General features: G+C 62.9%; 12 protein-coding genes. 7 read left to right on the top strand and 5 right to left on the bottom strand.

The window, feature by feature from the left end:
- Positions 1 to 4: 4 nt before the first annotated feature.
- Together ING98_09305 and ING98_09300 are read right to left on the bottom strand one after the other, a co-directional pair.
- Positions 5 to 775, bottom strand: coding sequence for an ABC transporter permease subunit (locus ING98_09305; protein ID MCA3102059.1), 771 nt, complete (start codon positions 773 to 775; stop codon positions 5 to 7).
- The gene (locus ING98_09300) at positions 772 to 1,761 is read right to left on the bottom strand and encodes an ATP-binding cassette domain-containing protein (GenBank protein ID MCA3102058.1); all 990 of its coding nucleotides are present in this window, start codon (positions 1,759 to 1,761) and stop codon (positions 772 to 774) included. The genes ING98_09305 and ING98_09300 overlap by 4 nt, the downstream gene beginning before the upstream one ends.
- A 301-nt stretch (positions 1,762 to 2,062) precedes the next feature.
- Here ING98_09300 and ING98_09295 point away from each other — a divergent pair, with 301 nt between their 5' ends.
- From ING98_09295 to ING98_09280, 4 genes are all read left to right on the top strand, one after another.
- Positions 2,063 to 3,028 (top strand): tripartite tricarboxylate transporter substrate binding protein, encoded by a 966-nt coding sequence (locus tag ING98_09295; GenBank protein MCA3102057.1) that lies wholly within the window; start codon positions 2,063 to 2,065, stop codon positions 3,026 to 3,028.
- A 1,213-nt stretch (positions 3,029 to 4,241) separates the two neighbouring features.
- Positions 4,242 to 4,664, top strand: coding sequence for a hypothetical protein (locus tag ING98_09290; protein ID MCA3102056.1), 423 nt, complete (start codon positions 4,242 to 4,244; stop codon positions 4,662 to 4,664).
- A 543-nt stretch (positions 4,665 to 5,207) separates the two neighbouring features.
- A complete protein-coding gene (locus ING98_09285) occupies positions 5,208 to 6,056 on the top strand; it encodes a GIY-YIG nuclease family protein (GenBank protein ID MCA3102055.1) in 849 nt (282 codons plus the stop codon).
- A gap of 65 nt (positions 6,057 to 6,121) precedes the next feature.
- Positions 6,122 to 6,859: a hypothetical protein gene (locus ING98_09280; protein MCA3102054.1), complete on the top strand. Its 738-nt coding sequence runs from the start codon at positions 6,122 to 6,124 to the stop codon at positions 6,857 to 6,859.
- Here the strand turns inward: ING98_09280 and ING98_09275 are convergent.
- Positions 6,820 to 7,050 (bottom strand): transposase, encoded by a 231-nt coding sequence (locus tag ING98_09275; GenBank protein MCA3102053.1) that lies wholly within the window; start codon positions 7,048 to 7,050, stop codon positions 6,820 to 6,822. The genes ING98_09280 and ING98_09275 overlap by 40 nt on opposite strands.
- A 195-nt stretch (positions 7,051 to 7,245) precedes the next feature.
- Positions 7,246 to 8,772: an IS3 family transposase gene (locus ING98_09270; protein ID MCA3102052.1), complete on the bottom strand. Its 1,527-nt coding sequence runs from the start codon at positions 8,770 to 8,772 to the stop codon at positions 7,246 to 7,248.
- A gap of 99 nt (positions 8,773 to 8,871) precedes the next feature.
- Between ING98_09270 and ING98_09265 the strand changes: the two genes are divergently transcribed.
- From ING98_09265 to xth, 3 genes are all read left to right on the top strand, one after another.
- Positions 8,872 to 9,882, top strand: coding sequence for an IS21 family transposase (locus ING98_09265; protein ID MCA3102051.1), 1,011 nt, complete (start codon positions 8,872 to 8,874; stop codon positions 9,880 to 9,882).
- Positions 9,879 to 10,664: an AAA family ATPase gene (locus tag ING98_09260; GenBank protein MCA3102050.1), complete on the top strand. Its 786-nt coding sequence runs from the start codon at positions 9,879 to 9,881 to the stop codon at positions 10,662 to 10,664. The genes ING98_09265 and ING98_09260 overlap by 4 nt, the downstream gene beginning before the upstream one ends.
- A 731-nt stretch (positions 10,665 to 11,395) precedes the next feature.
- Complete coding sequence (xth, locus tag ING98_09255) at positions 11,396 to 12,160, top strand: exodeoxyribonuclease III (protein MCA3102049.1); 765 nt, start codon at positions 11,396 to 11,398, stop codon at positions 12,158 to 12,160.
- Between the two features lie 54 nt (positions 12,161 to 12,214).
- Here the strand turns inward: xth and ING98_09250 are convergent, their stop codons facing one another.
- Complete coding sequence (locus ING98_09250; GenBank protein ID MCA3102048.1) at positions 12,215 to 13,807, bottom strand: malate synthase A; 1,593 nt, start codon at positions 13,805 to 13,807, stop codon at positions 12,215 to 12,217.
- Positions 13,808 to 13,869 lie beyond the last annotated feature (62 nt).

Genomic DNA, 13,869 nt, shown 5'->3' with positions numbered 1-13,869 from the left:
TCCTTCAGCCGGCCCGCAGGCCGCGCACGATCACCGCATTGCCGAACAGCGCGAAGCCGATCACCGACAGGAAGAACCCTACGTCGCGCAGGTCGATCACGCCCCGCTGGAGCGCGTCGAAATGCGTCATCACCGAGAACGAGGCGACCGCGTTCACCACTGCGGGGCTGGTCCATCGGGTGAGCAGATCGGTCACCGGGCTGTAGCCGGCGATCACCAGCAACAGGCACAGCATCACCGAGAGGATGAAGCTGACCGCCTGGTTGCGCGTCATCGCCGAGGTCATCGAGGTGATCGCGAGGAAGCTGCCGGCGAGCAGCAGGCTGCCCAGGTAGGCAGTGAGGATCGCGCCATTGTCAGGCGAACCGAGTACGTTCACCGTGATCCATACCGGGCAGGTCAGCGCGAGCGCGATCGCGAGGAAGATCCACGATGCGAGGAACTTGCCGATGATCACCTGCGGCAGCGTGACCGGCAGCGTCAGCAACAGCTCGAGCGTGCCCAGCCGGCGCTCCTCGGACCACAGGCGCATGCCGACCGCGGGCACCAGGAACAGGTACATCCACGGATGCCAGGTGAAGAACGACACCAGCGACGCCTCGGCGCGCTCGAAGAAGCGGCCGATGGTGAAGGTGAGGAAGCCCGCCATCAGCAGGAAGATCACCAGGAACACATAGGCGACCGGGGAACCGAAGTAGCCCGACAGTTCACGCCGGACGATACCGGAGATGTTGGAGACCGCGGACCCGTGCTTCACTGTAGCCTGGCCGTTCATTGCGCCACCGTATCGGGGAGGGTGATCGAGCGGAACACGTCTTCCAGGCGTCCTTCTTCGGTCGACAGCGCCTGCACCTGCCAGCCGCCTGCCTGCGCTGCCTGGGCGACTGCGACGGTCAGCGCGGCACCGGCCGCGCCGATCGCGCCGTTGTCCCCGCGCTTCGGATAGACGCGCACCGTAAAGCGCCCCTCCGCCACAGGATCGGCACCGGACAGCAGCTCGGCCCGCTCGGCGCCGGGCAGTTGCCCGAGCTGCGACACGGCCGTATCCGCCGTCCCGGCCCCGGCGAGCGTCACCCGCACGCAGCCCGCAGTCGCGGAGCGTGCCTTGAGTTCCGCCGGTGTGCCGTTGGCGACCACCGATCCACGGTCGATGATCACCGCGCGCGTGCACGCAGCCTCGACCTCTTCGAGGATATGGGTCGAGAACACGATCGCCTTGCGCTCGCCCATCCGACGGATCAACTCGCGCGCCGCATGCTTCTGGTTCGGATCGAGGCCGTCGGTCGGCTCGTCGAGAACCAGCACGTCGGGATCGTGCAGGATCGCCTGTGCCAGGCAGGTGCGATGGCGGTAACCCTTCGACAGCGTGTCGATCGGCTGGTGCAGCACGCTCTCCAGCAGGCAGGTCTCGACCGCGCCATGCACTGCGGCCTTCTTCGCGCTGCCCGACATGCCGCGCAGGTCGGCGATGAACGACAGGAAGCCCTGCACCGTCATGTCGGCATAGGACGGCGCGCTCTCGGGCAGGTAGCCGATCAGCGCCTTGGCACGGATCGGGTCGACCGCCACGTCATGCCCGCCGACCGTCACCCCGCCCGAGGTGGCCGGATAGAAGCCGGTGATGATGCGCATCGTGGTCGACTTGCCGGCGCCGTTCGGACCGAGCAGGCCGAGCACTTCACCGCGCTCGACGGTAAACGAGATGCCGTTCACGGCGCGCTTGGCGCCGAACTGCTTGACTAGATTCTCTACCCGGATCATCGGCTGTTTTTCTGGTGGGTGGGGCAACACGGCAGAGCGCCAGCGCATGGGACCCGCGCAACGCGCCAAAGTTCCGCGCACGGGAGGGACCGGACGCGATTATCGCCCGGCGCGGCGCCGCACGGGCGTGGCGTGCCAGGGCAGACCTCAGCATGGGGCCGATAGTGACATGGCATGGCGTTTGCTGCCGGGTTACAGTGGTCAGCAGCCGCCTTGTCCATGCGCCCTCGCGCAGGAGGTTCAGTACGCCATGTGTCTGCTTGCCAGGAATTCCTTCCGCCGGCATCCCCTCCACCCCGCGATGGCGCTGCCGCTCGCGGCGCTGGCTGCATCCCTGTCCGTTCCGTCTGCCGCGCACGGGCAAGCTGCCGCTTTCCCTGCGAAGCCGCTGCGCCTCATCGTTCCGGTGGCACCGGGCGGGGGCATCGATCTCGTCGCACGCGCCGTCGCACCGCGGCTGGCGGAAGAACTGGGACAGGGCGTGATCGTCGAGAATCGCGCCGGCAATGCGATGGTCACCGGCACGGCGGCCGTCGCCAAGGCTGCACCCGACGGGCATACGCTGGGCGTCAACAACACCAATCTCGCCGCCATCGCGGCGCTGCGGCAGAGCCTGCCCTACGACACGCTGCGCGACCTGGCGCCGATCTCGCTTCTGGCCACGCAGCCCAGCGTGGTGGTCGTGCATCCATCGCTGCCCGTGAAGACCATGGGCGAACTGGTCAATCTGGCGAAAGCCCGGCCCAACCAGATCACCTACGGCTCTGGCGGCATCGGCACCAGCATCCACCTTGCGGCAGCCTTGATAGGCGTCAGCGCGGGCATCGAAATGCTGCACGTGCCTTACAAGGGCGCAGGGCCTGTGCTGGCCGATCTGGTCGGCGGACACTTGCAGGTGGCGGTGCCGACCCTGGGCTCTGCGCTTCCGTTCGTCTCCACCGGTCGCCTGCGGGCGCTCGGGGTCACGACCACGCAGCGCCTGGCAGCCTTGCCGCAGGTGCCTACGGTCGCCGAGTCGGGCCTGCGCGGCTACGAGTACACGACCTGGTACGGACTCACCGCGCCGGGCGGCACGCCCGCCCATGTCCAGGCTGCACTGCACGCGGCGGTGGCGCGCACGATCGCCGATCCGGGCGTCAGTGCCGGGCTGGTCAGGCAGGAGCTGCAGCCGATGACGAACACGCCGGCCGAGTTCGCCACGTTCCTGAAGGCCGAAGTCGACAAGTGGGCAAGGGTCGTCCGGCTGGCGAAGATCCCGGTGGAATGATCGAAAGGAGTACGTCCGGGGATAGCCCCGGATATCCGTGCGCTAGCGCGTGAGTACCGACCCGATCCGGGCATTCCCCGCCGATGCGAGGACTACGAACCGGAGCCGATGGATACCGGCTGCTGGCCGGCGTCGATCCGGTGGCCGGGACTGGTGCCCGAGGGGGATAGAAAAAGTCGACTCACTCAAATGCAGGAACCCGATCATCCACCTTCGCAAGAACACAAAGCCCTGTTTCCTGCCCCGTATGCCCGCGAGAGGTCCGACCATGCTTCCCAAAGCCGTCAGAACCCGCGTGAATCGACTGTCGCACGCTGCCGGTATCAGCCATGCAACCGAGGTCAAGGCGCGCTTGTGCGCCGATCTGGCACGTCTGCGTGAGGGTGGAGCTAGCCATGTGGCGCTACTGGCACATATCGAGGCGTTCGCGCGTGCCGAGGGTGGCGCCAGGCGCAACTGCGAGCGTTGATAGAGCTATCACGCGCGCGAGGGCGCTGACTGCCGTCTCACTTTGCGACCCGATGCGACCCGAGCTGGTCAAGCAGGGCCGGTTGCCTGCCGGTTGCAGAACGGTACGCGCCAGTACGCGCGCGTACTCGTGCGTGCGCGAGGGCATGACGGGAGAAATAAAGGCCAGCAGCCACGCAGCTAGAAAAGGATCTGATCGTCCGGTAATGTGCCGGATCTATCACCTGCCGTGAAGACCATATGCGAACCGCGATAGCCGTCCTGCTGATGCTGCTGGCGATGCCGGTGGGGGCAGCCGAGGCGCAGAGATGGGAGGTCTATGCGACTACATCTGAGAGTTCGCACTACCTTGACCCGGAGACCTTCCGCGTAACGGGTCACACGCGGCGAATCTGGCTACTCGTTGATTACTTCAAGCCCCGAGGGGAAGTACGTTCGGGCCGAATGTTAATGGAGCTCGACTGCAAGGAAGGCCGCAGTCGATTCCTATCTTCAGCCGTGCTTTCAGGTCAGATGGGACAGGGGCGAGTTGTGGCGAACGCTGATAGCGCTACCGATTGGCGATTTGTACCCCCATCCACGCCAGAAGAGTTGCTGCAAAAACTACTGTGTGCCGCGAAGGTCGGCCGTGGCGACAAGTGACCCCGCCTCAAACCCGCAGGCCGGGGGCGTCTAAATAGGGGAGCACTCGCACCGTCGCTAGCGTTTCACCGGGGCCGGTTCGCTGATCAACTGTGGAGAGGCTATGAGCGAGGTTATGCGTGGGATATCGCCCTATCTTGCGGTGCTAGCCCTGTTGGTTGCTACGGGCGCTGCAAACGCGCAGATCGAATTTGAAGGCATCCCCTCCGTCGTCGTCGAAGTGCAAGAAGGTACAACTCGATCGGTCGAAGTGGCCAGTTCGCGCGTAAGTGACCTGAAGGTCAGAATCGTTAAGGAAGGTGGCAGGTACATCTGGGCGAGTCGGAACAATTTGGCGATGAACAAGACAGAATCTGGTGTGTACATCACATACACGGCAACAACCGGAGTCGGCTATGTCCGAGTACTGAATCCGATGATGCGGAAGTTGCTTGAATCCCTGCCGCCTGAGCAACGTGCGAAGGAATTCGTCTACATGGAGCACATGGTCAATCGCCTGGGCTCAATCACATACTTCGGCCGTTGAGCGGTGCCGTCTCTCTCTTAAGAAACACCCTTCATGAATCGCCCTGGATTTTGCGAAGGCCCCCGCTCCCCTCTCTGCCAGTGATCGGCCCCATCGATCAGCGCAATCCGCTCAGCGCGATCGGCCCGCAGCCTGCGCTGCCGCAGGGGCGCTCTTAGCCTGGATCATCGAAGGCTTCGTGAAGGGAAAGGCGGGCGACTAGAGCGAAGGCGGACGGTCCGGTAACCTGCGAGATCTATCGCCTGCCGGGAAGATCAGATGAAGCTCGCAACTACCACCGCGCGCGCGTTCGTGGCGCTCGCGCTCTGTGTGCTGTCGTTTAGTGTGGCAGCACAATCGCCCCCCCGATAGCTACCGGAAACGGTCTGCTCACAAAGTCCGGACTTTCCGGGAAATTTAGTACCGGATAAAAACCTGGTCGAACGGGAGAAAGAAACGATGCCACAACCACTTACGCATGCGTTGGGCTACGATGTCAGGGAGTCTGCACCGACGTTATGCAGCAGTTCCTGCCCCCCTACGACACGTTAGACGACGTCAGATATGCCATCGGCAACCATCAAGCTCTTTCTCGTTCACGGCGATCCAAAGCGTCTCCGAACAGCGGAACTGTCGAACTGGACTGGAAAAGCCGTATCTGGCCCACGGACTCAGTTCGATGGCGTTCTCGCTCGCGAGGAGTCGGACAAGTCGGGCATTTACTTTCTGACAGGAACAGACCCCGAAACCGGAAGGCCAGCGATCTACATCGGCGAGGCCGAATGTATCCGCGACCGAGTCAAGAATCACAACGACAAGGACTTCTGGAGTCAAGTCACGTTTTTCGTCAGTAAGGACGAGAATCTGACAAAGGCGCATATTCGGTACTTGGAAGGCCAGCTGCTCACTTTGGCCAAGACGGCCGGCCGTGCGGTGGTGATCAATACTCAAGGCAGCGGATCCAAACTGCCCGAGTCAGATCGAGGCGAAATGGAAGTATTCCTCGAAAAGATCAACCAGCTCCTTCCGGTATTGGGCATTGAGCTGCTTGTGCCGATGGCGGGGTTGAAAACGCCCGACGCCCCAACAAGCAAACTCCTATACTGCGAAATCAAGGGGTTGAAAGCCACTGGGTTCCGAAGCGCTAATGGGTTCCTAATTCAAAAGGGTTCGGAAGCGGTCGCGTCGGAGCGCCCATCTTCCGAGAAATGGCCATGGACTCGCAATCTCCGACAGAAGCTGAAGGATGATGGCGTCCTCACCGCCAACGAGGATCGCTTGCTCTTTACAAGAGACATTGAGTTCGGTAGTCCGAGTGCAGCCGCCGCCGTTATTCACGGAGGCCACGCCAATGGACTCACGGCATGGAAGGATGCGAGTGGAAAGACTCTCAAAGAACTCGAGGTCGTCTAACAACCGGTCGCAACGGACGGCCCACTGCGCGGCCTACCGCTGAACCGCAGCGTTAGGCCACTCGAATGCCGAATTGCCGCATATGTGCCGTCACATCGGGGTTTGTCAAGGCGCACATTATCCCCGAGGCCTTCTTTCGCGAGTTGCGCGAAGGGGAAGTTGCGCCCCTGCTTCTGGCGGGGGCCAAGGGACACCCTCCGGAGAAGGCTCCGATCGGAGTCTATGACAAAAATTTACTTTGCTCAGTCTGCGAATCGAAGTTCCTTCGGTGGGATACCTACGGCATTGAAAAGCTCCTTACGAGGTTCGATGACTACTTCACGCCGCTGGAGAGTGAGGGTAAGACCATAGCCCACGAGGCAGCGGTAGTTGACAAGCTTGCGGTTCTCGACTTTCTGGTTTCGGTACTGTGGCGCGCTTCCGTCTCCACTCACAAGTTCTACAACACCGTGAATCTCGGACCCTATGAGCAGAAGGTGCTCTCCCAGATGCTCCTTAATCAGGGACATGCACCCGACTCCTTTGACGCGGTCTTGTCTCGCTGGGTAGACGATGATGACGAGACACTTCCCACGACTGGTTTGATGAATCCCCACCGCGAAAAGTGGGGCGGGATAAACGCGTATCGGCTGTACCTGGGCAAGATCGTCGCTTACATTAGGGTCGATCAAAGGCCGTTCTCGGAACCGTTCGCACACCTGTCACTGCGTGCGGCGGGTCCTTGTCGAATTATCAGTAGGCATCTTGCTACTTCCAAAGACCTTCAGGCAATGCGCAAGACACTCCTTGTCAGCATCGAGTAGATCAGCCGCACGAGCTTGTGGGCTAAAGCCGCGATTGCGTTGCCCGGACACAGGCCCATCCAGCTCGCGAAATGCTTGTCGCTGGGGAAGCGCGACATGTCGGCACCGGTCTCACTGATGGCGGCACGGGCTGTGATTACATCGATTCCGTCGATGCGCGTGAGTGGGACAGTCTTCGCATTCTGTCCCACTTCTGGTGCCTACATTCGTGGTTAGGACTGCAGGGCGAGAGGCGCAAGCCTGCAAACAAGAGCGGGACAAGCGAGAGCGCTGGGGAACCAGCCCTAGAGAGCGCTAGCAATCATTGCCTGGGCACGCTCGAATACTAGCTGTTAGCGCCGAAGTAATACTGACCCACAGGGGGTGCGGCAGAAAACTTGGACTGGTTAGACAGCGATCCCCAGATACTTGCGGTGCTCCACTGGGCTGCGTGAGCCGAGCGACATCTTGATCCGTGCCTCGTTGTACCAGCGGATGTAAGCGTCAAGCGCCGCCATGAACTCGTCGACCGTAGCGTTCAGCCAGTCCCTGGCGTAGAACAGCTCGTTCTTCAGCCGGCCGAAGAAACCCTCGCATGCGGCGTTGTCGGGCGAGCAGGCCTTGCGTGACATCGAGCGCACGAGACGCGCGTCGGCGATCCGAGTGAGCCAGCCAGGCCAGCGGTAGTGACCGCCGCGATCGGAATGCACCACGGGCCGGTCGTTGCTGGCGATGACGGTGTCGATCGCCGCGTCCAGCATCGTGTTGACGAGCTCGGCATCAGGTCGAATACCCATCGACCAGCTAACCACCAGCCCGTCGAAGCAATCGATCATCGGTGAGAGGTAGACCTTGCCGGCCGCGATTTGGAACTCCGTGATGTCGGTCAACCACTTCTTGTTAGGTGCACTGGCGGTGAAGTCCCGGTTCAGGAGGTTGTCTGGCGCCGGACTGATCTCGCCCATGTACGAGCCATAGCGCCTGCGCTTGTGCAAGACCGGGATCAAGCGCTCTTCCTTCATCAGGCGTCGGACGACCTTCTCGGAGATGGTCACCGACTGTCTGGCGAGCGTGGCATGCATCCGGCGCGAGCCATAGCAGCGGTAGTTGCTCTGGAAGATGTCGGCCATGACACAACGAACGGCAGCGTACTTGTCGGCGAGCGCAAGCCGACCCCGGTGATAGAAATAGGAGCTGCGTGGCAGTTCGAGCTCCGCCAGCAGGTCGGCCAGCGCGTGCGTGGATCGCAGGGCATCAACCAGCTGGGTCTTCTCCCGATTCGTCAGGAGTTGCTGATCGATGCCCAGTTCTTTTTTTAGCAGTTCGTTAGCCTTCTTCAAGATGTCCTGCTCGAGCTTCAGGCGCTTGACGGCTCGTTGGAGGCGTTCGACCTCGCATTCGAGTTCATTACGCTCCGAGCTTGGCGCCGGATTCTGGGGTTTCATGGATGCCAACGCCTCGTTGCTGAGTAGCTGATTCTTCCAGTTGTACAGCGAAGGCCTGGAGACACCAAGCTCCTGGGCCACCGCCTGGGCACTTCCTTGCCGCAGGCACAGCGCCATGACTGCAGACTGCTTCGCCTGCGATGACAGCGCTTCGTGGGCTTGCCCCACCCTCGGGCGTACTTCGGGATGAGCATCCCGGATCCAGCCGGCGAGCAGCGACCTGGACGGGTAGCCGAGCGCCTTGATCGTGAATGCCAGGCAGCGTCCGTTGGCGGCAAAGTGATCTACTGCCAGCTGCCTCTGCGCCAGGGTGTACTTCGGCTCGCGGACGTACCCCGTGGGCAAGTCCTGACGCTGCTCGTAGGCCTGGTGCCAGGCCTTGAGGGCGTTTTTCGTCGGATAGCCGAGCTGGCGGATGGTCAGGCCGGCGCGCTTGCCCAGCTTGATGTAGAGCTGAACAGCTCGCAGTCTGTCGTCGCATGAGTACATGAACTACCCCTGAAGGTAGTCCAAGAAATCGTCCGCACCCCCACATCGCCGAAGTAAAACTGACCCACCTGGGCAAGGATGGCGGCAAGGAGGCCGCCGATGTTGACCCAGGAGCAGGCAGTGGAGATTCGAGTGTTGGCAAGACGAGGCGTCGGTCTACGGGAGATCGCTCGGCAGATGGGGTGTTCGCGCAATACGGTTCGCCGGTACCTGCGTGATACGGGCGCGGCCCGGTACAAACCGCGTACGGCGCGCGGGACGAAACTCGACCCATTCAAGGAGTACCTGAAGCGCCGAGTCGAGGCAGCCAGGCCGGACTGGATTCCGGCGACGGTACTGCTGCAGGAGATCCGGGAACTTGGCTATGGAGGCGGAATCAGCCAGGTGAAGGTGCATATTGCGACGCTGAAACCGGCATCCGCGCCTGAGCCGGTGCGGCGGTTCGAAACCGAACCCGGCCAGCAGATGCAGGCCGATTTCACGATCGTTCGGCGTGGCTCCGATCCGCTGTTGGCACTGGTGGCGACGATGGGCTACAGCCGCGCCGCTTTCGTTCGGTTCAGCCAGCACGAGGACGCAGCGGCGCTGGTGGACGCATTGCGGGCGGCCTTCGACTACTTCGGCGGCGTGCCGGAGCACGTTCTGTTCGACAACGCCAAGACCGTGGTGCTCGAACGCGATGCGCATGGTCCAGGACTGCACCGGTGGAACCCGGAGTTGATGAAGCTTGCCGACGAATGTGGCTTCGCGCCGCGGCTGTGTCGTCCATATCGGGCGAAGACGAAGGGCAAGGTCGAGCGCTTCAACCGATACCTGAAAGGAAGCTTCCTGGTTCCGCTGGCAGCACGGCTGAAGGCCGACGGCCTTCGGCTCGATGTCGTGACGGCGAACATGGCTGTACTGCGCTGGCTGCAAGATGTTGCCAATGTTCGCGTTCATGCCACCACGGGTGCGATTCCAGCCGTTCGGCTGGTCGAGGAACAGCAGGTGATGCTTGCCCCGCCGCGCTTGATCGCGCCGCCCGTTGTCGCTGTTCGGCGGGCCATTCCTGTCGAGAGTCTCCAGCATCCGCTGTCGGTCTACGACGAACTGCTGGCGGTGCTCGCATGAGCCTGCAGGAGGAGCGCATCAGCGGTTTGTGCGACAGCCTGAAGCTCAGTGGAATCGGCACGCAATGGAACGCTGAGGCACAGGCAGCTGCACGAAACGAGGCGAGCTTCGCGGATTTCCTTGAGCGCCTTCTCGAGGCTGAGAACGCGGCCCGGGATCAACGACGAGTCTCCACGTTGACGAAGCTGGCCACGATGCCGGTGATCAAGACGCTGGAGACGTTCGATTGGAAGGCAGCTGCCGGCGCGCCTAAAGCCCAGATCATCGAGCTCAGTCACGGCACGTACATCGAGCGCGCGGAGAACATCGTGCTCATCGGTCCGTCTGGCGTGGGCAAGACGCACCTCGCCCTGGCCTTTGCGCACCGGGCCGTCCAGGCAGGGATCAAGACGCGCTTCATCACGGCTGCGGATCTGATGCTGCAGCTGGCCGCCGCGCACGGGCAAGGACGGCTGAAGGAGTACTTCAATCGCGCCGTGCTCGGCCCGCGGCTGCTGATCGTCGACGAGATCGGGTACCTGCCCTTCGGGCGGGACGAAGCCAGCCTGTTCTTCAACGTCGTGGCAAAACGCTATGAGCGCGGCAGTATGGTGCTGACCAGCAACCTGCCATTCACTCAGTGGGCGAGCACCTTCGCCGATGACCAGACGCTCGTCGCGGCCATGCTCGACCGACTGCTGCACCACGCGCACATCGTGAAGATCACCGGCGAGAGCTATCGGCTGAAGGACAAGCGCAAGGCCGGGGTGACGGCTCGGAAGGAGGTGGAGGCCGCCGGGTAGGCGGAGGACTGAACAGGCCGCCCGGGTGGGTCAGTTTTACTTCGGCGTTTCCGCGAAAAGTGGGTCAGATTTACTTCGGCGTTGACACTAGCCACGGGAAGATCACATGAGGAACGGAATTGCTGTCCTGCTGATGCTGCTGGCGATGCCGGCGGGAGCGCAAAAGTGGGTGGAGGGTTCTAGAACCGATCAAGTTGGTATGTACTTTGACCCGGAAACTATCCGTGTGATCGGCCACCTTCGGAGGGTCCAGCTCTTGGTCGATTTTACGCACCCACCTCAAGTTGGCCAGGCGCGTTCATTTCGCGTGCTACAAGAGTTCGACTGCAAAGAGGGACGTTACCGTCAGCTTACATTCGCAGCCTTCTCTGGTCAGATGGGCCTCGGGGGGCTTATGCGTACATCCGATGAGGCTGACTCTTGGAAGTTTGCAATCCCTGGAACCGCTCTCGATGAGCTTTTGCGTGGGTTGTGCGCTATGGAGAAGTAGCCCTCCGCCCTGTCGAACCTTCAGGCTGGGGGGGGGCGAAGTACAGGCGGCTGCGGGCCGAACACGACGCGCACGTCGGCGCGGCGCTGGCCGGCATGGCGGCGGTTAGCTGTAAAGCCGTATCGATGGCCTGCCCGAGCTGTAGGCCGCCGGGCACAATGGTGGGAAGCGGTGAGACTTTGTGTAGCCAGACAATGTACCATGATCGTAGATATATGATTAGCAAAGGATTGTTAGACTAATGCGGCTTGCCACCTGGAACGTCAACTCCCTCAACGTGCGCCTGCCGCATGTGCTCGACTGGCTCGCCACCCACCAGCCCGATGCACTGTGCCTGCAGGAGACCAAGCTCGAAGACCCGAAGTTCCCGGTCGCCGCGATCGAGGCGGCAGGATACAAGGTCGTTTTCTCCGGGCAGAAGACCTACAACGGTGTTGCGATCCTGTCGCGCAGCGAGCCGACCGGCGTGGTGATGGGCATCCCGGGCTTCGACGACCCGCAGAAGCGGGTGATCTCGGCCACCGTCGACGGCGTACGGCTGGTCTGCGCCTACGTGCCCAACGGCGAGTCGGTGGAATCGGCGAAGTACCCGTACAAGCTCGACTGGCTCGCGCGGTTCACCGCGTGGCTGCAGCAGGAACTGGCGGCGCATCCTTCGCTCGCCGTGCTGGGCGACTACAACATCGCGCCCGACGACCGCGACGTCCACGACCCAGCGGGCTGGGCGGGCAAGGTGCTTTGCAGCGAACCGGAGCGCGAGGCGTTCCGCGGGCTGGTCGCGCTGGGCCTGGCCGATTCGTTCCGCCTGTTCGACCAGCCGGAGCGCAGCTGGAGCTGGTGGGACTACCGCATGAACATGTTCCGCCGGAAGCTCGGGGTGCGCATCGACCATGTGCTGCTGTCGCCGCCGCTGGCGGCACGCTGCCGCAGCTGCACCATCGACAGCGCACCACGCGCGGCGGAACGGCCGTCGGACCATGCGCCCGTGGTCTGCGAGCTGGCCTGACCGGGGTGGCGCTGGCCGATGCCGTCGGCCCACGGCTGCAACCGGCTCGCGGCTTCAGTCGATCAGTTCGTACGCCGGCAGCGTGAGGAACTCGTTGTAATCGCCCGTGCACATCTGCTCGAACATCGCGGCCGCCTCCGGGTATCGGCCCGCAGCCCAGGCCGCATCGCCGAGGTAGACCTTCACCTTCGGCAGTTCCTCGGCCACCAGCGCCTTGACCATCCCGGCGGTCACCTTGCGGCCGTCGTCGAGCACGCCCTTCGGTGAGCGGATCCACTGCCAGATCTGCGAGCGCGAGATCTCGGCGGTAGCGGCATCTTCCATCAGGTTGAACACCGGCACGCAACCGTTGCCGGCCAGCCAGGCGCCCAGGTACTGGATGCCGACCGACAGGTTGTTGCGCAGGCCGGCCTCGGTGATCGGAGCCGAGGGCTGGAAGTCAAGGAGGTCCTTCGCGCTGAAGTTCACCTCGGGCAGCTGCTTCGTGTACTGGTTTGGCGTCGGCATGTACTGGTCGAACACCGCCCTGGCGATCGGCACCAGGCCGGGGTGCGCAACCCAGGTGCCGTCGCAGCCGTCGGTCACCTCGCGCAGCTTGTCGGCACGCACCTTCTCCATCGCCGCATCGTTGGCGGCCGGGTCGTTCTTGATCGGGATCTGCGCCGCCATGCCGCCCATCGCCGGCGCGCCGCGCCGGTGGCAGGTCTTGACCAGCGTCAGCGCATACGCGCGCATGAACGGCGCGGTCATCGTCACCTGGGACCGGTCGGCCAGGCAGAAATCCTTGTTGACCCGGAACTTCTTGATGCAGGAGAAGATGTAGTCCCAGCGGCCGATGTTCAGGCCCGCCGAGTGGTCCTTCAACTCGTACAGGATCTCGTCCATCTCGAACGCCGCGGGGATGGTCTCGATCAGCACCGTGGCCTTGATGGAACCGTGCGGCACGCCGAGCGCCTGCTGGGCAATCGTGAAGATGTCGTTCCACAGCCGCGCCTCGAGGTGGGACTCCATCTTCGGCAGGTAGAAGTACGGTCCCGACCCACGCGCCAGCAGCTCTCTTGCGTTGTGGAAGAAGAACAGCGCGAAGTCGAAGATGCCGCCGGACACCTCGGCGCCGTCGATACGCAGGTGCTTCTCGTTCATGTGCCAGCCGCGCGGGCGCGGCAGCAGCACCGCGGTCTTCTCGTTGAGCGCGTACGACTTCCCGCCCTGGGCGAAGGTGATCGTGCGGCGCACGGCATCGCGCAGGTTCACCTGCCCTTCGATCATCATCTCCCAGCGCGGGCAGTTGGCGTCTTCGAGGTCGGCCATGAAGGTCGACGCGCCGCAGTTGAGCGCGTTGATCACCATCTTGCGGTCGGTCGGCCCGGTGATCTCGACGCGCCGGTCGAGAAGGTCTGCCGGCTGGGGGGCGATGCTCCAGTTTCCTTCGCGGATCGCCTTCGTCTCGGGCAGGAAGTCGGGCAGCACCCCGGCGTCGAATTCCTTCTGGCGCGCGTCGCGCTTCGCGAGCAGCTCCTGCCGGCGCGACTCGAAGCTGCGATGCAGTTTCGCGACGAACGCGAGCGCGTCTGGCGAGAGTATGGTCTCGAACCCGGGCAGGATCGGGCCACGAATCTCGATGCCTGCGGGGACCTGTATGCTCATGGACGGACTCGCGTGTCGGTTGGTCGAGAAAAAAGACATCACAGCCTAGCTGAGCGCCAGGC

Source organism: Rhodocyclaceae bacterium, assembly GCA_020248265.1.
GTDB lineage: Bacteria > Pseudomonadota > Gammaproteobacteria > Burkholderiales > CAIKXV01 > CAIKXV01.
The sequence above is the reverse complement of the archived record's forward strand: the minus strand, read 5'-3'. Positions and strand labels throughout refer to the sequence as shown.

Bases quoted from the DNA above. Each gene is read 5' to 3' on its own strand.
- ING98_09305 (MCA3102059.1), bottom strand. From the start codon at position 775: ATGAACGGCCAGGCTACAGTGAAGCACGGGTCCGCGGTCTCCAACATC.
- ING98_09300 (MCA3102058.1), bottom strand. From the start codon at position 1,761: ATGATCCGGGTAGAGAATCTAGTCAAGCAGTTCGGCGCCAAGCGCGCC.
- ING98_09295 (MCA3102057.1), top strand. From the start codon at position 2,063: ATGGCGCTGCCGCTCGCGGCGCTGGCTGCATCCCTGTCCGTTCCGTCT.
- ING98_09290 (MCA3102056.1), top strand. From the start codon at position 4,242: ATGAGCGAGGTTATGCGTGGGATATCGCCCTATCTTGCGGTGCTAGCC.
- ING98_09285 (MCA3102055.1), top strand. From the start codon at position 5,208: ATGCCATCGGCAACCATCAAGCTCTTTCTCGTTCACGGCGATCCAAAG.
- ING98_09280 (MCA3102054.1), top strand. From the start codon at position 6,122: ATGCCGAATTGCCGCATATGTGCCGTCACATCGGGGTTTGTCAAGGCG.
- ING98_09270 (MCA3102052.1), bottom strand. From the start codon at position 8,772: ATGTACTCATGCGACGACAGACTGCGAGCTGTTCAGCTCTACATCAAG.
- ING98_09265 (MCA3102051.1), top strand. From the start codon at position 8,872: ATGTTGACCCAGGAGCAGGCAGTGGAGATTCGAGTGTTGGCAAGACGA.
- ING98_09260 (MCA3102050.1), top strand. From the start codon at position 9,879: ATGAGCCTGCAGGAGGAGCGCATCAGCGGTTTGTGCGACAGCCTGAAG.
- xth (MCA3102049.1), top strand. From the start codon at position 11,396: ATGCGGCTTGCCACCTGGAACGTCAACTCCCTCAACGTGCGCCTGCCG.
- ING98_09250 (MCA3102048.1), bottom strand. From the start codon at position 13,807: ATGAGCATACAGGTCCCCGCAGGCATCGAGATTCGTGGCCCGATCCTG.